General features: G+C 37.0%; 14 protein-coding genes. 11 read left to right on the plus strand and 3 right to left on the minus strand.

Going from position 1 to position 21,327, the window contains the following annotated elements; translation table 11 throughout:
• Positions 1-94: 94 nt before the first annotated feature.
• From M0051_RS09900 to M0051_RS09950, 11 genes are all read left to right on the plus strand, one after another.
• Positions 95-3,853 carry an efflux RND transporter permease subunit gene (locus tag M0051_RS09900; protein WP_306741376.1) on the plus strand — a complete coding sequence of 1,253 codons (3,759 nt, stop codon included), beginning with the start codon at positions 95-97 and terminating at the stop codon, positions 3,851-3,853.
• On the plus strand, positions 3,850-5,085 hold the full coding sequence (locus tag M0051_RS09905) for a TolC family protein (protein WP_306741377.1): 1,236 nt from the start codon (positions 3,850-3,852) through the stop codon (positions 5,083-5,085). The genes M0051_RS09900 and M0051_RS09905 overlap by 4 nt, the downstream gene beginning before the upstream one ends.
• A gap of 49 nt (positions 5,086-5,134) precedes the next feature.
• On the plus strand, positions 5,135-6,916 hold the full coding sequence (locus M0051_RS09910; RefSeq protein WP_306741378.1) for an efflux RND transporter periplasmic adaptor subunit: 1,782 nt from the start codon (positions 5,135-5,137) through the stop codon (positions 6,914-6,916).
• Between the two features lie 36 nt (positions 6,917-6,952).
• Positions 6,953-7,285 carry a heavy-metal-associated domain-containing protein gene (locus M0051_RS09915; RefSeq protein WP_306741379.1) on the plus strand — a complete coding sequence of 111 codons (333 nt, stop codon included), beginning with the start codon at positions 6,953-6,955 and terminating at the stop codon, positions 7,283-7,285.
• A gap of 310 nt (positions 7,286-7,595) precedes the next feature.
• The gene (locus M0051_RS09920; protein ID WP_306741380.1) at positions 7,596-8,399 is read left to right on the plus strand and encodes a DUF4382 domain-containing protein; all 804 of its coding nucleotides are present in this window, start codon (positions 7,596-7,598) and stop codon (positions 8,397-8,399) included.
• A gap of 141 nt (positions 8,400-8,540) precedes the next feature.
• Positions 8,541-9,374, plus strand: coding sequence for an FRG domain-containing protein (locus M0051_RS09925; RefSeq protein ID WP_306741381.1), 834 nt, complete (start codon positions 8,541-8,543; stop codon positions 9,372-9,374).
• A gap of 55 nt (positions 9,375-9,429) precedes the next feature.
• Positions 9,430-9,810, plus strand: coding sequence for a hypothetical protein (locus M0051_RS09930; RefSeq protein WP_306741382.1), 381 nt, complete (start codon positions 9,430-9,432; stop codon positions 9,808-9,810).
• A 224-nt stretch (positions 9,811-10,034) separates the two neighbouring features.
• Complete coding sequence (locus M0051_RS09935; protein ID WP_306741383.1) at positions 10,035-10,769, plus strand: peroxiredoxin; 735 nt, start codon at positions 10,035-10,037, stop codon at positions 10,767-10,769.
• A gap of 233 nt (positions 10,770-11,002) precedes the next feature.
• Positions 11,003-12,430, plus strand: a complete 1,428-nt coding sequence (locus tag M0051_RS09940) for a TlpA family protein disulfide reductase (protein WP_306741384.1) — start codon at positions 11,003-11,005, stop codon at positions 12,428-12,430.
• 512 nt (positions 12,431-12,942) lie between these two features.
• On the plus strand, positions 12,943-14,631 hold the full coding sequence (gene asnB, locus M0051_RS09945; protein WP_306741385.1) for an asparagine synthase B: 1,689 nt from the start codon (positions 12,943-12,945) through the stop codon (positions 14,629-14,631).
• A gap of 820 nt (positions 14,632-15,451) precedes the next feature.
• Positions 15,452-15,997, plus strand: coding sequence for a hypothetical protein (locus M0051_RS09950; RefSeq protein WP_306741386.1), 546 nt, complete (start codon positions 15,452-15,454; stop codon positions 15,995-15,997).
• A gap of 74 nt (positions 15,998-16,071) precedes the next feature.
• On the opposite strand, the gene M0051_RS09955 is transcribed toward M0051_RS09950, so the two are convergent.
• Genes M0051_RS09955 through M0051_RS09965 form a run of 3 tightly spaced genes read right to left on the minus strand, consistent with a single transcriptional unit; the run spans position 16,072 to position 21,186 of the window.
• Entirely contained in the window at positions 16,072-17,040 is a 969-nt protein-coding gene (locus M0051_RS09955) for a glycoside hydrolase family 130 protein (protein WP_306741387.1), read from the minus strand.
• 6 nt (positions 17,041-17,046) lie between these two features.
• Positions 17,047-18,927 carry a sodium:solute symporter family protein gene (locus tag M0051_RS09960; RefSeq protein WP_306741388.1) on the minus strand — a complete coding sequence of 627 codons (1,881 nt, stop codon included), beginning with the start codon at positions 18,925-18,927 and terminating at the stop codon, positions 17,047-17,049.
• A gap of 18 nt (positions 18,928-18,945) precedes the next feature.
• Positions 18,946-21,186: a GH92 family glycosyl hydrolase gene (locus M0051_RS09965; protein ID WP_306741389.1), complete on the minus strand. Its 2,241-nt coding sequence runs from the start codon at positions 21,184-21,186 to the stop codon at positions 18,946-18,948.
• Positions 21,187-21,327 lie beyond the last annotated feature (141 nt).

Below are 21,327 nucleotides of genomic sequence, written 5' to 3' on the forward strand. Positions count from 1 at the left end.
CTAAGTAGCGCAAAGTATTCATTACTCTGCATTTTCCTTTGTGGGTATTTGTGACATCCTTTGAGTCTCCTTTGTGGTTAAACTACAAGAAGATATGCTTAACAAAATCATAAAGTTCTTTTTAGAGAACAAACTGATTACAACCATACTTTTGGTTGTGTTCATTGCCTGGGGATTGATTACATCGCCATTCCCCTGGAAAATTGATTTTCTGCCAAAAGATCCGGTGGCGGTTGATGCCATTCCTGATATTGGAGAGAATCAGCAAATTGTTTTTACAAAGTGGATGGGTCGCTCTCCACAAGATATAGAGGATCAGATTACCTATCCATTGACAACATCATTACTCGGAATTCCTGGGGTAAAAACCATACGTTCTTCCTCCATGTTTGGATTCTCCAGTATCTACATCATTTTCGATGAAGGGATTGAATTCTATTGGAGTAGGTCGAGAATTCTTGAAAAGTTGAACTCGTTGCCGCAAAATCTTCTGCCAGATGGCGTTCAACCCACACTAGGTCCTGATGCTACTGCCCTGGGGCAGATTTTTTGGTACACATTGGAAGGTCGAACTCCCGAAGGTGAAGTAACCGGAGGTTGGGATCTTCAAGAATTGCGTAGCATTCAAGATTTTCAGGTAAAATATGCCTTGGCCTCTGCCAAAGGGGTTTCCGAAGTTGCCTCTATTGGTGGATTTGTAAAGGAATACCAGGTGGATGTTGACCCAGCAGCCATGCAAGCACATGGGGTCAACCTTATGCAGGTGATGAATGCAGTGAAGAAATCCAATCTTGATATTGGTGCCCGAACCATAGAAATTAATCAGGCCGAATATTTTGTACGTGGAATTGGCTATGTGAAGCAATTGGCAGACTTGGAAGAGGCGGTTGTTAAAATGACAGATAACACACCGGTTCGTATTCAAGACATTGCCAAAGTAAATTATGGCCCTTCGGATCGTAGAGGTATTCTAGATAAAATGGGTGCCGAAGTGGTTGGAGGAGTTGTGGTAGCTCGATATGGTGCTAACCCTTTAGAGGTCATCAACAATGTAAAAGAAAAGATTGAGGAGCTTTCCGTTGGCTTACCTGAAAAAGAACTTGCCGATGGTACCATCTCCAAACTAACGGTTGTGCCATTCTACGACAGAACTCAGTTGATCTATGAAACTTTGGGAACTCTAGAAGATGCATTGACACTGGAGATCATCATTACTATTATTGTGATCATCATTATGGTAATGAATTTAAGGGCCAGTATTTTAATATCGACATTAATTCCTATAGCCGTGTTAATGACCTTCATCGCAATGCGCTATTTTAATGTTGATGCCAATATTGTTGCCCTTTCGGGGATAGCCATTGCCATTGGTACAATTGTAGATGTAGGAATTGTATTGTCAGAAAATATGATTCGACATCTGGAAATGAAGAATCCTGATAAAAATCTCAGACAGGTTATATACGAAGCAACAACCGAAGTTGCACCTGCTGTAATCACAGCGGTATTAACAACCATTATCAGTTTTATTCCGGTATTTACCATGGAAGCAGCTGAGGGAAAACTCTTCAGACCTTTGGCTTTTACCAAAACATTTGTGCTGTTTGGGGCACTGGTGGTTGCAATAATTATTCTGCCTGCCATGGCACATTGGCTATTCGCCATTAAAACGGAAAAGAGAAGAATTAAAATTGCCCTTAATGGATTGCTGATTCTGATTGGAATATACGTAATTTTTGCCTCATCCGCTTGGATAGGAATTACCTTAACGGTTTTGGGAGGAATCAACCTTGCTGCACAATTCTACAATAAATATCAAAAGTATTTATTTCAAGCCAACCTATTGGTAATTGCATTGACCGTTTCATTCCTACTGGCCAGAGAATGGTTGCCATTGGGAGCGTCCAACTCATTAGTTTCAAATTTCTTGTTTGTAGTTTTTAGTATTGCAATATTATTAGCAGCATTCCTGTTATTCATGCGATACTATCAGCGAATTTTATCCTGGGCCTTGCGTCTTAAATTACTGTTCCTGTCTGTTCCAGCATTTCTTATTTTATGGGGAGTAATTATTTGGTTGGGATTTGGAAACACCTTTGGTTTCGTAGCCCGTGGATTGGATAAAGTAGGAATTAACATTACTTCCACTTCAGCGTGGCAGAGCATGTACCACAAGTATCCTGGTATTGGAAAAGAATTTATGTCTGCTTTGGATGAAGGATCATTCCTCTTAATGCCAACATCTATGCCACATGCAGGAATAGAAGAGAATAAACGTGTATTAAAACGATTGGATATGGCAGTTGCCAATATTCCAGAAATAGATATGGCGGTTGGAAAATTGGGTCGTGTGGAATCAGCCTTAGATCCTGCTCCTATTTCCATGTATGAAAATGTTATCAATTACAAAAGCGAATACAAGACCGATGAATATGGCAAAAGAATTCGTTTTGCAGTTGATGATGATGGCAACTTCCTTAAAGATGAGAATGGAGAATTAATTCCTGATGACTATGGAGAGTTTTACCGTCAATGGCGAGATCATATCAAGTCTCCAGATGACATCTGGCAGGAAATTGTAAATGCCACCAAAATACCTGGTGTTACATCAGCTCCTAAATTACAACCAATAGAAACTCGCTTGGTAATGCTGCAAACTGGAATGCGTGCACCAATTGGTATTAAAGTTTCGGGCAATAATCTGAAACAGATAGAAAGTTTTGGATTACAGCTTGAAAAATTGGTAAAAGATATACCAGGGGTAAATGATGCTTCTGTTTTTGCTGAACGAATGATTGGAAAACCTTACCTGGAAATCAGAATTGACCGAAAGGCTATTGCTCGTTTTGGCTTACAGGTGGAAGATGTGCAGAAACACTTATCAGTTGCCGTTGGTGGAATGACATTAACCAATTCGGTGGAAGGAAGAGAACGCTACCCTATTCGGGTAAGATACCCACGTGAATTGAGGAATGATCCTGATCTATTGAAAAAAATTCTAATTCCAACAAGTTTAGGAAAATCTATTCCTTTGGAGGATTTGGCATCCATAGAGTATGTGCAAGGTCCTCAAGTAATTAAAAGCGAAAACACCTTTCAGGTAGGATATGTAATTTTTGATAAAGAAGAAGGCTATTCTGAGGTTGACATTGTAGAAGCTGCTCAATCTTATCTGGCAGATAAAATAGAAAGTGGTGATTTGAAAGTACCTGCTGGTGTGAGTTATCAGTTTACTGGAAACTACGAAAATCAGATTCGTGCCGAAAAAAGATTGGGAATTGTGATTCCAATTGTATTGGTAATCATCTTCTTGATTTTGTATTTCCAATTCCGAGGCATTGCTCCTACTCTTATGGTTTTTAGCGGAATTGCTGTAGCCTTTGCAGGTGGCTTTATTATGATCTGGTTCTACGGACAAGATTGGTTTTTAAACTTTTCTATACTTGGTATCAATTTGCAGGAATTGTTCCAGATACACCCCGTCTATTTATCGGTTGCTGTGTGGGTAGGATTTATAGCACTTTTTGGTATAGCCACCGATGATGGTGTAATTATGGCTTCCTATCTTGAACAGGTATTTGAAAAGAACAAACCAAAAACAAAGGAAGAAATCAGGCAATCGGTAATCGAAGCCGGTTCAAAACGTATTCGTCCTTGTCTGATGACAACAGCCACTACCCTCTTGGCCTTACTTCCAATATTAACTTCTACCGGTAGAGGATCGGATGTAATGATACCAATGGCAATACCAGCTTTTGGAGGTATGGCAATTGAATTGATAACACTATTTGTAGTCCCTGTGCTATATGCCATGTACAAAGAATTCCAACTGAAGAAAGGAGGTTTGGTATGAGATTTTTAATAATAACCGCAATGGTACTATTGATTGGTGCCAAGTTATTTGCACAAGAAAGCAAGTCAAATTTGCAATACCATATAGAATATGCAATTGCAAACAATCCTGATTTAAAGGCAATGGATCTGAAATATCAACAAGCTTTGGAACAGATTCCACAAGTGAAAACTTTGCCTGATCCAACTTTCTCTACTGGCGTTTTTATTCAACCAATTGAAACACGAGTTGGAGCTCAGAAGGCTAAGCTATCTATATCACAAATGTTTCCATGGTTCGGAACTTTGGGTGCAAAAGAACAACAAGCCAGTTTGCAGGCCCAGGCTATCTATTTGCAATATTTAGATGCACGCTCGAAATTGGAATTAAGTGTTACCAACTCCTGGTTGGATTTAATCCTAACAGATCAGAAGATACACTTTACACAAAAAAGAGTTGAGGTATTGGACTTATTGGAAAAGCAAAGCTTAAAACGTTATGAAAGTGATCAAACCGACATGGTAAATGTGTTGTATATCCAAATGCTAAAAGAAGAATTGATTTCAAAAGTGGAACTGTTCAACGATAAGCGTTTTACACAACAGACTGCTTTCAACAAACTCCTTAATCGGGATCTTGTCATGCAAGTAAATACTCCTGAGGACAATTCTTTCTTGTTATCGAGCACATTACCCAATGAGGATTTGCAATTTGCCAATCACAATAGAATTAACAGTTGGGAACAAATGATACAAGCGTCTCAATTTGGTGAGAAAGCATCGAAGCTCAACTCTATGCCCAAGTTTGGGTTAGGATTGGATTATGCAATTCTATCCAAACGAAATGATATGGATGTAGCACACAATGGTCAGGATGCAATAATGCCAATGCTCTCTGTAAGCATTCCAATTTTTCGAAAGAAATACAAAGCTGCCATCAAAGTCAATCAATTGAAACAACAGGAGTTTCAGGAAAAGAAAACTTCCGAACTCAATCAATTAAAACTTGAGAAACAGCAAGCATTGGAACAGTACAGAACTGGAAGCAGAGATGTTGCTTTATATGAAAATCTGCTTACCAAAGCAAAGCAATCTTTTGAGATCCTGTCAAGTAGTTACGAGAGTTCTGTGAAGCGCTATGAAGAAGTTCTGAACATGCAGCAAAAAATCTGGATTTATGAACAGAAACAAATTGAAGCACAGATTCAAGTACAGAAAAGCCTGGCAAAATTTAAATATTTAGATGCAAACTAAAGTCTGAAATGATCGAATAATCCCGTCTTGAGACTAATAATAAAGCACAATGAAAAATATACTAGAATACATATCAACCAACTGGCAACAAAAATTAATTGTCCTGCTTGTCGGATTGCTATTGGGATGGTTGATTTTTGGAGGAAAAACCGAAAGTAATCATTCACATGAAGGACATCAAGATGCAGAGGAAAGTAGTGCTGCTGAAGCTACAGTTTGGACCTGCTCCATGCACCCACAAATTCAACAACCCAATGAAGGTGATTGTCCAATTTGTGGAATGGACTTAATTCCATTAGACAAATCATCTGGAAACTCCTCTCCTGCAGTAATCGAAATGAATCCTGATGCCATTAAATTGGCAAATGTGCAAACCACAAGGGTACAAATCGGTCAGAGCAGCAAAGAGATTCACTTGAATGGAAAAGTTAGCATTGATGAGAGAAGAATCAGCTTGCAAGCAATCCACTTTGATGGAAGAATTGAAAAACTATTTGTGAACTTCGAAGGCGAAAAGGTGAGAAAAGGTCAAATACTTGCAAAGGTATATGCGCCTAAATTAATTAGTGCACAGGAAGAATTGATTCAAGCTTTAAAAACAAAAGATACTTATCCTGAATTGGTAAAAGCTGCAGAGCAAAAACTTAAATTCTGGAAGCTTACTAAAAAGGAAATTGAGCAAATCAAAAGTAGTGGAAAAATTAAGGAGTACTTTGAGATCAAAGCGGATGCAACAGGCTATGTTATCAAGCGAAATGTAGCAGAAGGTGCGTATGCAAAAGCTGGAAGTAAACTATTTGAAATTGCTGATTTGCAAAAGGTATGGATCGTTTTTGATGCATATGAAAAGGATTTGCCATTCATTCAAAAAGGCAATGAAATCGAATTCACCGTTTCTGCTTTTCCTTCAAAGACTTTCAATTCCACAATTACCTATATTGATCCGGTCATCGATGCAAAAAAGCGAATTCTAAAAGTTAGAACAGAAGTTAACAACTTTGATCATCTTCTAAAACCGGAAATGTTTGCTAATGGAATTATTTATGCAGACATGAAACATAAAGAAAGTGAATTGATTATTCCAAAATCGGCAGTAATGTGGACGGGGAAACGATCTGTTGCCTATGTTAAAGTTGACGGGGGTTTTGAAATGCGCGATGTTGAGCTTGGCGAATCATTGGGAGAATCCTATATCCTTAAGGAAGGAGTTGAAGAAGGTGAAGAAGTAGTTAGCAAAGGTACCTTTACCATTGACGCTGCTGCACAACTGAACAACAAATATAGCATGATGAATCGTCCTGAAAGTGAGCCTGGAACCCCTAATCTTCAGCAATATGCAACAGAGACATTCAATACCAAATTGAAGGATTTGCTAAAATCATACCTGATAATGAAAGATGTAATGGTAGAAACAAAGGCCAAAGAAAGCAATCAGGCAGCTGAAGTTGTAATGAAAGCCTTAATGCAAATGAAGCCTTCCAATCTTGACCTAAAAGGAAAAGCCATGAAGTATTGGAAAGAAAAATACGAATTGCTTCATAATCATTTAGCTGATATTATCAGAAATGAAGACATGGAAGAACAACGAAAAGCATTCAAACCATTTAATGAAGCACTTATTGCAAGCTTGAAATCAATGGGAACTGGAGCAGAGAAGCTATACATACAATATTGTCCGATGGCCGACAATGATACAGGGGCTTATTGGTTAAGTTTAGAGGAGCAAATCATGAATCCATATTTTGGCGATATGATGCTTCATTGTGGTGAAGTAACCGATACTTTAATCAAAGAAGAACCTAAATCAATGCATCAGGGACATCAACATTAAAAACCAATAAACAAGTTAAATTTAAATTAGAACAAAATGAAGAAATTATTATTAGTAGGTATCGTTGCAATGCTAAGCCTTTCCTACTCGGCACAGGCAGAAAACAAAAAAGTTACATTCAAAGTTTTTGGAAACTGTGGAATGTGTGAAAAGACAATCGAAACTGCAGCAAAATCGGTTGAGGGAGTAACTGTGGCTGATTGGGACAAGAAAACAAAAGTGATAAAAGTAAGTTTTGATACTGAAAAAACCAGCTTGAATGCAATTCACAAAGCCATTGCTAAGGTGGGATATGACACCGAAAAGGTAAAGGCTAAAGATGAAGTGTACAACAAGCTTCATTCTTGCTGCAAATACGAAAGAAAATAAAGCAATATGGGGTATTCTTTATGATTTATTTACTACATACATTACTTGCAATAGAATCATAGGTAAAAAGAATACCCCAAATTTGTAGAAAAAATGGACAATTGTTGGAAGTTTTCCCCAATTTCTACATTCAAGTAAGAATTGGATTAATTTTTATTAACCAATACAGTAGACTGATAATCCATTAATTGTATATTCATGGCCTAAAACTGGCATATATATTGGTATTTCTGGTTATACAACGATGAAACAAATTCATGTTTTCATCGTTTGTATTTTCTATATTATTAACAAATAAATACACATACTTATGAAAGTTTTAAAACCGTTAAGTTTCCTATCACTGTTAATTGTTGCTATGATTTTTGTGCAATGCTCAGATGATGATACGAAATCAACAACTCCGGTTAAAATTAGATTAACAGATGCCCCTGCTCAATTTGATAAAGTAAATATTGATATTCAAGCAATACAAATCCATTCTTCTGCAGATGAGAGTGAAGAAAATGGATGGCAAGAAATGAACTTGTTAAACCCTGGTGTTTATGATCTACTCGAATTCAATAATGGTATTGATACACTTTTGGTTGATCAGGATATGCCCAGTGGTAAAGTTTCTCAGATGAGGTTGATTCTTGGTGAAAACAACACAGTTGTTGTAGATGGTGTAGAACATGATTTAGATACCCCTTCTGCTCAAGCTTCTGGATTAAAATTTCAGATTCACGATGATTTTCTTGCTGGTATCGAATATAAACTTTGGATAGACTTTGATGCTGCTCGTTCAATTGTTACAACAGGTAATGGCACTTATAGTTTAAAACCAGTAATCAGAACTTTTAATGAAGCTACTACTGGAGCAATTAGCGGAACCGTATCTCCAGTTGAAGCACTTCCTACAATTCATGCGATAATTGGTTTGGATACCATATCAACAATAGCTGAAGAAAATGGGGAATTCCTAATCAAAGGCTTGGAAGAAGGAACCTATAAGTTAGCAATTGAACCTATTGAAGGCTACAATAAAAAAGAAGTAGAAAATATTGCAGTAGCTATTGGTAAAATTACGGATACTGGAAGCATTGAGATTGATGCGCTAGTACAAAATAATTAGTAATAACCTGCTATATTACAATTGACAAAAGTTACTTCACATCGAAGTAACTTTTTTTATGCAAAAAATTAAGGTTCCCATTACTTAAATGTTAATCATTATTCCCAATTTTAAGTTGTAAAACCACTAACAATCTATTCTATGGAATTAAAGAAAGAAATTATTCCTACTTCTTGGTCCGAACTGCAAGAGATACTCTTTACCGATTCGTATAATGACAAGATAAACAGAATAAGATCCCCTTATATCTACAGAGGACTATCAAATTTCGACTATCAACTGAAAACTTCATTGATTCGCTTAAATGGTCCCGTTAAAGAATTGGAGTTTCATCTTCTAAGGAATTTTAAAAAGTATTCTTTTCGCCCTGATATCAATAACAAATTAGATTGGGAATGGTTGGCCTTGGCTCAGCACCATGGTTTACCCACTCGATTATTAGATTGGACCTATTCTCCATATGTAGCTTTGCATTTTGCAACCGCCGAAATCGAAAAATACAATCACGATGGTATAATTTGGGCACTGAACTATGAAAACCTAAAGAATTATCTTCCAGAAAAATTACAAAACAAGCTCAATCAAATTGGATCCAATAGTTTCACCATTGAAATGTTGCACGAACTTTATCAGGATTTAAGAGAATTATCGAAAGAAAAAAGCGATTTTGTAGTAGCATTTGAACCGCCATCGTTGGATGATCGAATTGTAAATCAATATGGGATATTTACCTTCATGTCGCATTCTAGTTCAATTCTAAATTCTTGGTTGATGGATAAACCTGAATTGTATTTTAGGATACGAATTCCAGCAGATATGAAATGGGAAATTCGTGACAAACTAGACCAGGTAAACATTAACGAACGGGTTCTATTTCCTGGAATGGATGGATTGAGCAAATGGCTAACCAGACATTATTCCCCTAAAGATCTGGAAAAACAACAAAACCTAAGTTTGGAAACCAACCATCAGTAAAACTTTTTTGCTCGGAAAGATTGATCTTTTTATCTTTAATTAAAAAGCTAAAGGTATGAAGTTTAAATACGAAATACTTCCTGATTTAAAACTCATCAAGGAATACTACTATGGTTATTTCAAATGGAATGACTTAATTCAATATACCTTAAGCACACGCAAGGATGAATTTTTTAATGAATCCTTCAATGTGATTTCTGATTTTACCCGTGCCAAAGTTCTTTTGAATATTAAAGATTTAGACGACTATATTGACGAATATGAAAAGTACAGTCCAATATTAAATAAATGTGCAATTCTGGTTAGCCACAGTTACGATACTCCTATGGCTATGCTTTTCGAAATTCAAGTTAGAATTCAAAATGCAAAAGTATTTTATACTGAGGAAGAAGCATTGAACTGGCTTGAAATAGACCCAGTTCATGTAAAAAAATAATATTCCGTACTCTTCCCTTTAATTAAAACTTATTTAAAATTAAGTAATTACACCTCCCAAACTATTGACATCCATATGTCAATGAAGTAACTTTAATATACTTCGGCAGATCATTACCTTAATCTGTATTCCCTGATGTTTCGAATCATGAGAAGCATTGTTTTCTCTTGGAGAAAAACAAATTCAAAATCAACTCAAACCAATAAACATCAAAAACTTAGGATATGAACGAACATTCAGAACTTAAAACTGTTAACATGCCAAGAATTGGAGATAAAGCACCTGAATTTAGAGCCATCACAACTCAAGGCGACATACACTTTCCTAATGATTACAGAGGTAGATGGGTAATTCTATTTAGTCATCCAGCAGATTTTACTCCCGTTTGCACTTCTGAATTCATGACCTTTGCCAAAATGGAAAACCAATTCAATCAAGCCAATTGTGAATTAGTCGGACTATCGGTAGATGGATTGTATAGCCATATTGCCTGGCTGAGAACCATTAAGGAAAAAATTGAATACAAAGGGATGAAGGACATAGAGGTACAGTTCCCGCTAATTGAAGATATTAAAATGGAGGTAGCCAACAAGTATGGAATGATTCAACCAGGAGAAGATAGCACAAAAGCCGTCAGAGCTGTATTTTTCATTGATCCTCACGGTATTATACGGACCATAATTTATTACCCACTAAGCCTTGGACGCAATTTCGATGAAATTTATAGAGTGCTTGTAGCTTTACAAACTGCCGATAAGTTTTCTGTTGCTACTCCTGCTGATTGGAAACCTGGAGACGAAGTCATTGTACCTCCTGCCGGATCATGTGGTATGGCCAAAGACAGAATGGAAAATACCGAAGAAGACGTAAAATGCTACGATTGGTTTTTCTGTACCAAAAAACTGAAAAAAGAAGAAATTTGGGATACCATCTTAAAAAAGGAACCGATTGCTCACTAACTTTAACGCTAGTTTAACAAACCTAAGCCTGTCAGAGTTTTCTGGCAGGCTTTCCTTTTTAAAGTCAATAACCGCAGTAAAGTCTATAGTACAAGCAAATTAAACTTATGAACTCAATTACCTAACATTTCTTTTAAGATCTCGTTAAACATTTAAGTCAAAAAAAGTATAAACCCACTTGAAAAAGTTTTGTAATTTTCGCTGACTTTATAACTATCAATAGATATTTACAAATGAAAAACATATTCAATTCTCTTTGTGTACTGATTTTCTGCACATTTATTACTACTAATTTAAATGCTCAGAAATACGATATCTCGGTACAATTACTAAACTGTAATGATTCCACAGCATACCTTGCCCATTATTTCGATGGCAGAATCTTTGCTGATGACACAACAAAGTTGGTAAACGGTAAGGGTACTTTCTCCAAAAACAAGCTTCTAGAGCAAGGTATTTATGTCATTTATTTGCCAAGTCAAAAATACTTTGATTTGTTGATTGGTGAAGATCAGGAATTCTCAATTTCTGCCGACCCAAAAGATTTTATTGGAAGCATATCGGTTAATGGTTCCAAAGAAACTAATGGATTTCACAACTTTCAGAAGTTTATGAAATCTCAGAATGAAAAATCGAAAGCCATACAAGAAGCATATAAAAACGCCACTAATGATTCTGAAAAGGAAAAATTCAGAAAACAATTTAAAAATACTGATATTGAAGTAAGAGCTTACATCGAAAAGTTAAAGTCTGAATTCCCGGAAAATTCATTTGTCCAGAAATTTGCCCAGTTTACCTTGTCTCCTAAAATTCCTGATTTCAAAAATGAAGTTCCTGAAAACACTCCTGATCGCGACAAAGTAATTCAGCGCAAATCCTATTTATACAATAAAGATCATTACTTTGATCATGTAAACCTTACGGATAACAGGTACCTAAAAACGCCAATATTAAAAAAGAAGTTGGATTTCTTTTATGAAAAAATACTTGTTCAAAGTCCTGATTCCATTGTAAAGGAATCGGTAAAACTGATTGAAAATGCACGTCCGGATACAACCTTTTTCCAATATTTAACTCAATATGCCCTAAACTACGCAGTAAAGAGTAAGGTAATGGGTATGGATGCTGCCTTTGTAAACCTGGCAAAAAGATATTATTTAAGCGGACAGGCCACATGGGCCGATTCTACGTTAATGGCAAATATTAGAGAAAGGGTTATCAAAACTCAGTTCAATCTAATTGGAATGAAATCACAGGATTTGCTAATGCAAACTCCAGAAGGAGAATATGTGCGACTACACGAGGTTGAAGCCCCACTAACAGTACTTTATTTTTGGGAACCAGATTGCGGACACTGCAAAAAGATTACTCCTAAGTTGAAAACAGAAATTCTAGACAAATACCAAGACAAAGGCCTAAAAGTATTTGCCGTTTGTACCCAAGATCAAAAAGAAATGTGGGAGAATGCCATTCACGATTACGACATTTATGATTTTATCAATTGCTATGATCCTGAATTTCAAACCAACTTCAGAATTTTCTACGATGTATATAGTACTCCAACCATGTACCTACTCGATAAAGACAAAAAAATTATAGCAAAGCGACTCGACATCGATAATCTGAAATTATTTTTGGATAACGAATTGAAAAAGAATTAATCCCGCTTATCAAAAGAGATAAGAACAAAGGACACTGTAAAAAGTGTCCTTTTTTCTGAAAGTCTTCAAAATCTTAATGAAATAGATAACGGTACTCTGTACCTTAATATTCGTTAAATTATCAAGTTATCTATAAATGTCAAGGTGCTCTGCACCTAGGTAATACTCAATTCAAATTATCAGATAATCAGCAGAGCTGCGTAAGATTTATAGTTTGATCATCTAAGGGCCTACTTAGGTACAGAGTACAGTAACTTTCTTTTTTGTTGGTGTTTTCCCTTTAATCATGAATATTTTCATTCCCAACACCATTTCCCAAAACTTACTTTTCTAGAAACAAACACCCTCTCACAAAGGGTGCATTTGCAATTTTCATACAATCGCAAACGATAACGCATAAATTTCACAAGGTATTCTAGTAATAAAGTTGTATTTTCAAACTGTATATCAAAATTAACCATTCGCCAAACTACCATTTGGCGACATTTAAGTAACTATTAAACTAAATTTTTATGTGTGGATTCGTAGCAGTATTCGACTTGAAAGTAGATGCACAGGAATTGCGTCCTCAAGTACTGGAAATGTCCAAAAAAATTCGCCACAGAGGTCCCGATTGGTCAGGTATATTTTGTGATGAAAAAGCGATTTTATCGCACGAGAGACTATCGATTGTAGATCCTCAATCAGGAGGACAACCCCTTTACAGCAAAGATGGCAATTTGGTCTTGGCGGTTAATGGAGAAATCTATAATCATATGGACATTCGAAATCAGATGAACGGATCCTATGAGTTCTTGACCAAGTCTGATTGTGAAGTAATTTTGGCTTTGTACAAACAAAAAGGAATTGATTTTATCGATGATTTAAATGGAATCTTCGCATTTGCTTTGTACGATAAGCAGAAGGATATTTACCTAGTTGGTCGCGATCATATGGGAATTATTCCATTGTACCAGGGTTGGGACCAGCATGGCAACTATTATGTAGCTTCAGAATTGAAAGCTTTAGAAGGATATTGTAACAAGATTGAAGAATTCTTGCCTGGGAAGTTCTTGTACAGCAAGGATGGTGAGGTTAAAGAGTGGTACCAGCGCGACTGGATGGATTATGAGAATGTGAAAGACAATGAGACTGATATGGCAGCACTTCGCAAAGGATTGGAAGATGCAGTTCACCGTCAGTTGATGTCTGATGTACCATATGGTGTACTCCTTTCGGGAGGATTGGATTCTTCGGTGATTTCGGCCATTGCCAAGAAATATGCTTCCAAGCGTGTAGAGTCGGGTGATCAGCAAGATGCCTGGTATCCACAATTACACTCTTTTGCCATTGGTTTGGAAGGCTCGCCAGATTTGGCTGCCTCACGCAAGGTGGCTGATCATATTGGCACGGTTCACCACGAAATTACATTTACCGTTCAGGAAGGTTTGGATGCAGTTCGTGATGTAATCTACCATTTGGAAACTTACGATGTAACCACCGTTCGTGCCTCTACACCTATGTATATGATGGCTCGTGTTATCAAATCGATGGGAATTAAAATGGTGCTTTCGGGCGAAGGTGCCGATGAAATGTTTGGTGGATACCTGTATTTTCACAAAGCACCTAATGCGAAGGAATTCCATACCGAGACGCTTCGTAAGCTAAGCAAGCTACACTTGTTCGATTGCTTGCGTTCCAATAAGTCGATGGCTTCGTGGGGAGTAGAAAGTCGCGTTCCTTTCCTCGATAAAGAATTCCTTGATATCGCCATGAGAATTAATCCTGAGGACAAAATGGCAAAGGATGGCAAGATGGAGAAATGGGTCATCCGTAAAGCTTTTGAAGATTATTTGCCGGAAGAAGTGGCCTGGAGACAAAAAGAACAATTCTCTGATGGTGTTGGATACAACTGGATTGACACTTTGCGTGATATTGCAGAGAATGAAATTAGCGATGAGCAATTGAAAAATGCGGCTTATCGATTCCCGGTAAATCCACCAATGTCGAAGGAAGAATACTACTACAGGGCAATTTTTGCCGAGCATTTTGCTTCTGATACTGCAGCGGCTTGTGTTCCATCAATTCCATCTATTGCATGTAGTACTGCCGAAGCATTGGCTTGGGACGAAGCTTTCCAAAACAATGCCGATCCATCGGGACGTGCCGTAAATTCAGTGCATAATGATGGCTATAAGGAAAAGAATAAAACAATTCAATAGATATTTTCTTTTGAATATTCAGCAAAGCTCTCCATTTTGGGGAGCTTTTTTTTCTGAAAGTCTTCAAAGATAACGGTACTCTGTACCTTAATATTAGTTAAATTATCAAGTTATCTATAAATATCAAGGTGCTCTGCACCTAGTAATACTCAATTCAAATTCATCAGAAAAGCAGCAGAGCTGCGTAAGGTTTATAGTTTAATCATCTAAGAGTCTACTTAGGTACAGAGTACCGTACCTTTCATTTTTGTTGGTGTTCTCCCTTTAATCATGAATGCTTCTATATGAGATCCACTCAATCATTGGTATGGAATTGACCTTTCATGGTGCTAGCTCTATTCTCACAGATAGATCCATAATTCAAAAATCGATTTATCAAAACCAAGCATAAAAGCATTTTTATCTTGAAAAAAACTATCAAATTCAAGAGTCGGAGCATCAAAAAGGTGCGTAAAAGTACCTCGATCTTTAAATGAGATATCAAATTCGAGCTTCGAAGTACAAAAAACATCAAATTATGCATGTATTTCATGCCTCGAGACACCTTTATCGTGGGTAAAAGCACGATGTGGCTTAAAAATTTTAATCTTCTTGTTAAAAGAAGCACAACTTAGCGTGGGTAAAGACACACTTGCTGTTAAAACTTTTAAGAAATTACCTAAAAAAGACACACCACATCGTGTTTCTAACCACGATTGATCCTAAAACTTTTAACTCTGAACCTAAAAAATTATTGTTAATAGTCACCTCTCTTTTTTTTACAATAAAAATTTTAAATGTATATTGTAAAAGAAATTAAACCTACTAATACTCTAAACCTATGTACGCAAGCTCTAAACAAACTGTATTCTTTAAATACTACTTTCCTTTTCTATTCATTCTAGGATTCGGGACTTCTTTCATCGTTTCCGGATTTGTGGATACAGCCCCGGATGGGTTTAAAATAGCCTTTGCAATCATGTCGGTATGGCTCTCTATTTTCTTTATACAAGTACCATTCAGATTAAAGAAAATCACCACCTTAGAAAAAGGCATATTGGTTAAGGGCAGAGAAAGAAAGTTAATTCCCTATGCTGACGTGGAAAGTATTGCCAAGTTTGATTTGGCTGGCCCCTGGTTTATGACCATCAAGTATTTTGACCAAAAGTCGGGAGATAGAAAGAAGATTTGTTTTATGCCTTCGCAATCTCAAAAAAGAACCATGACTGATGATGCCATTACTGCTTTTATTAAAGAAAGAATGAAAGAAGAGAGTCCTCAATACAATGAAAAAAATCAACCATCAGCAATGAAAAACTTCATGATACTCATGTTGCTTAGTCTGCCTTTTTCATTAAGTGCGATTTACTTTTTTCTTTTGGGGTAAAGATTAACGATATTGAATAAAAAAGGATGAGACCAAATGATCTCATCCCTTTTTTTTTGCTAAATCTAATCTAACTATAATGAATTCTTCTTCAAGAAATCAATAATCTCATCCACATATCCAAAAGCCATACCTACAACCGTGTCGGCAGCTCCATAGTAGATCGCAACTTTGTTATCTTCCATTAGGGCAGCACATGGGAATACTACATTTGGTACATCACCTACCAATTCGTAAGGTGCCGCAGGAGCCAATAAATATGGCTTAGAACGGTACAATACTTTATCAGGATTTTCCAAATCCAATAAAGCTGCTCCCATTGAGTAACGGAAGCCATTACAGGTATTGATTACCCCGTGATAGAACATCAGCCAACCCTCTTCGGTGCGTATGGGTACGGAACCAGCGCCAATTTTGGTACACTGCCATGCACTATCGGTAAAATCAGCTACTTTCATTACACAACGGTGCTCTCCCCAGTATTTCATATCAGGACTATAAGAGATGTAAATATCACCGAAAGGTGTATGGCCATTATCACTCGGACGACTCAACATGGCATATTTACCATCAATTTTTTCGGGAAGCAACACACCATTTCTATTGAAAGGAAGAAATGCATTCTCGCACTGGTGAAAAGTCTTAAAATCGAAAGTATATGCAATACCAATAGTTGGTCCGTGATATCCATTACACCAGGTAATCCAGTATCGGTCTTCGATCCAGCAAACGCGTGGATCATACTTGTAATCCGATTCAATCATTTCGGTGTTACCAGCCACCATTTCAATGGGATCATGATTGATTTCCCAATTGATTCCATCCTTACTGAAACCAGCAAAAATATTCATTTGTACCGCTTTGTTATCACAACGGAATACTCCTGCGAAACCATCTTCAAAAGGGACAACTGCACTATTAAAAATACTGTTAGAACTAGGTATATCGTACCTACCAATTACAGGATTTTGAGAATATCTCCACATCACATCCGAACATCCTTCAGGACGTTCCTCCCACGGCATATTAACTTGTTTTGTCATTTGATTTTACACTAATTCAGTTTCTTTAATTTCTTCTTTTTTCACTTCGCATTTGTAATCATCCGGATAGTCTTTCAACTTCTTGTACCAAGTAAAGTATAACACAACACTCGAAACGACAAACAGCACAATTACCCATGTTAGCGACATGAATTCACCAATCACCAAATAAATTGGAATTAGAACCAACATCATTTGCCATCCTGTACCTATTGTACAGTTCATCATATCTCTCCAAAAATCATTATTTGGCTTGGCTTCTGGCTTTTGTTCTTTCAGTTTCAGGTAAACTGGCTTCCAAAATCCCCAAGGGCGAACACTATCGTAGAATTTAATCAGCACTTCATCTGGTTCTGGTTTGGTCACCAAACTGCCAATAATAGAGGCTGCCAATGCAAACACGAAAATAAAAGGAAATGCATAAATAGGCGAAACCTCAGGAAAAACCAGTGGTGCAATTAATGATGCCAACAAACCAGCTAACATGCCTGTAAAGTAGCCATATCCATTAAATCTCCACCAAATCCATTTTAACAGATTGGAAGCAGTATAACCTCCAAACAATGCACCTACCAACCATTTCATTACTGTATCGATACTTTCGGCAAAGAATCCGAAGAAAATACCAACTGCAACTACAGCAAATGATGCCAAATACGACATTCTAATGTACTTCTTTTGCGATGCATTAGGATTGATAAATTTCTTATAAATATCATTCACAATATAAGCTGGACCCGCATTTACATTTGCAGCAAAGGTTGACATGAATGCTGCTACCAAACCAGCCAACAACAAGCCTTTCGCTCCCATTGGAATGAAATTATTCAGTGCATAAGGGAGTACCATTTCAAAGTCTATATTGTCGCCCATCTTATTGAATTCAGGAGCAAGATACACCAAGGCAAGTACGGCCAGGCCAGTAATCATCAAATATCTTGGAACAAAAAGTACCAAAGAAACAATACCACTCATTTTAGCTGCATCTTTAGGTGTTTCTGTCGATAAAATTCTTTGCATATCGTAACTTGGCACAGGACCTGCAATACTTACCAACATTCCTTTGAATATCATCATCATCATCAATACTGAGAACAATGAATAGCCATCTGTTTCAATTTTGTTGTTTACTGCTGGTATCAAATGGTCCCAGTTCAAATCCAGATTCCAACCAAAGAATACATCTTTCCAACCTTCAGGAATTGCAGCTGATATTTGTTCAGGAGTCACCAAGGACATGGCAATTACACCTACCATGATACAGGCGATCGTCATAATTACAAATTGTAAAACTTCGGTAAATACCACCGAATACATCCCTCCTTTTATCACATAAAGTGTAGTTACACCCATAATGATTATGGCATACATATTTTCCGAACTAATGGTAATTCCCATCAAATAGGTTTGCAGATTCCAAGGAAAAAATGTTTGCGCAAATTTTCCTACTCCAACAAATCCATAGGTTATGAAACCAATTACACTAACAATGGCAAATAGCACCACAATCAGGTGAGATAATTGTGAACCTCTGTCATCTCCAAATCTGGTTTTTAACCACTCGGCCCCAGTCATAACATTCGATCGGCGCAACCAAATGGCAAGAAACATCATCAAGAAAATCTGGTTCCAAACCGGCCACAACCAAGGAATCCAAACTGATTTCAAACCATATACAAACAGTATGGTTACCGTCCACATGGTACCGGTAATATCGAACATTCCCGATGCATTGGAAACTCCAAGCATGTACCAGGGAATTTTATTTCCTCCCAGGAAATAGTTCGATAAGTTTTTTGATGCTTTTGCCGACAACACGTAACCAATTACAATGGTTAGAACAATGTATCCTATAATGATGGATATGTCGAGTACTGATAGATTCATTATATTCTATTTAGTTTTTTACTTGCTTGATTTTAATTCAAACTCAATTGTTCCACCTTTTACCAAATCGGAATGATTGATAAAGTAGCGGGAATGATTTGAACCATTTCGTTTAATGCTTTTGATGTAAATATCATCAGCACTCCCCTTCTTCGAAAGGATTTCCAGTTTCTTTCCAGGATAAAATTCTTGATTCAGTTCAATGGTAATTTTATCAAAAATTGGTGAGCTTAGTGCGTATTCTGTATTACCCGGACAAACAGGATACATTCCCATCATGCTGTAAACGATCCAAGCCGAAAGTGTTCCACAATCGTCGTTACCCGGAATTCCATCAGGTGCATTTTTATAATATTTATTAATCAAGCGGCGAACTTCTTTCTGAGTTCTCCACTCTTCACCTTTAAAATAGTTGAATAGAAATGGGTAATGAATGTCTGGTTCGTTAGCCATGTCGTAAAGATTCTCATCGAATACTTTCTGAAGCTTGTTTACGAACTTCTTTTTGCCTCCCATTAACTTGGTCAACCCTTTGATATCATGTGGCACACAAAAAGTATATTGCCATGATGTTCCTTCATGGAATCCGGGACATGGTTCAAAGTTTTCTCCTTGCTTCGGATCAAAATTCTTCAGGAAAGTACCATCGGCCAGTTTAGGTCTTAATACTCCAAATTCTTTTGAATAGTAGTTTTTATATCCTAAAGATTGATTTAAAAACTTCTGGTAGTCTGCTTTCTTTCCCAATGTCTTTGCAAATTGAGCCAAATTCCAATCGGCAATGTAATATTCCAATGCATGCGATACCGAATTATCATATTCCTCTTCAATTGGCACATATCCTTCTGCCAGGTAATGATCGATATCGGGACGCAACTTATTTTTTGCTCCTTCTATGGTAGCCGATTTATACATTGCTTCGTAGGCTGCTTCCACATCGAAATCAGTTAATCCGCGCAAGTAAGAATCAACAATTACCGGAATTGACGGATCACCTTCCATTACATGTGTTTCCTTTGAATTTAGTTCCCATTTAGGTAACCAGCCACTTTCCTTGTACATGTCTACCATCGAGCGAACCATATCCAATTGTTCCTGTGGATAAAGCAGAGCCATTAACGGGTGAAAGTTTCGGTAGGTATCCCAAAGAGAAAATACCGTATATCGATTGCAATCTTTTGTTTCTTTAATCTCAAAAGATTCCATAGCCGGATATTGTCCATTGACATCGTTGATGATATTCGGATGAATTTGAGTATGATACAAAGCCGTGTAGAAAATGGTTTTCTGATCTTTTGTTCCACCTTCAACCTTAACTCTACCTAAAATATCGTTCCACTCTTTTTCAGCTTGTACTCTTGTTTTCTCAAAATCAAAATCATTCGACTCAGCTTTAAGGTTTAATCTAGCATTCTCGATGCTAACATAGGAAACTCCAACTTCTACAATAATTTCTTCATTATCTTCGGTATCGAAAGTGAAGTAGGCTCCAATTTCATTGCCATACATTTCGCGGGCAAACCCATCGTAGTATTTGTATTCCCCTGAAGTTTTGCTCCAAGCTGACTCTGCCTGTAGCTCCGGCATATTTTTCCATACTCCGAATTTCTTTGCAGGCTTGCTAAATCTGGCCACAAAATAAACCGGACGTTCCGACCCATCATTGTAGCAGAAAGTGCCTGTCATTCTTGAACCTTCAATTTCTTTGTCATTAACGATTCTTATCTTGGCACCTACCTCATTGGTCAATCCTAAACCTAGGTTTAATAGAATATTCGATTCTCCTTTTGGAAAAGTATAACGGCTGATTCCTGTTCGTTTTGTAGAACTCAATTCTGCCTTGATATGGTACTTTTCAAGTTCTGTAGCATAATAACCAGGTGTTGCTTCCTGATTTTTCATTACAGAACCATATTGCTTGTGATCTGCATTGACCTTTCCTGTTGTAGGCATCAATAAAATAACACCAAGTTCCGGACAACCTACTCCGCTCAAATTTACGTGAGAAAATCCTGTAAGGTAAGAGTTATCCCATGAGTATGGTGTTGACCACCAACGTGCATCCTTATCGTATTTATTGATATCAGATCCGGAAACATTAAAGGGAGTTACGGAAACCATTCCGCGGGGAACTACAGCTCCAGGATTTGTAGTCCCAAAATTCGTAGTTCCAATAAAGGGATTTACATACTCGGTATATTGGCCAAAGCCGTTAAAACAAAAAAACAGTAGAATTGAAATTCCTATAAAGCGTTTCATTAGTTAGGTTTTATTGTAATCGTGGGTTTAAAAATAATACCGAACGGGACTATCGCCAGCCAAGCTCTTTCCCGATCGGTTTACTAATTTCTAATCTATAATTCAAAATAAAGCATTCAAGATTAAATGGTGATTAATATT

The sequence above is a fragment of the Marinifilum sp. D714 genome (assembly GCF_030851345.1).
Classification (GTDB): domain Bacteria; phylum Bacteroidota; class Bacteroidia; order Bacteroidales; family Marinifilaceae; genus Marinifilum.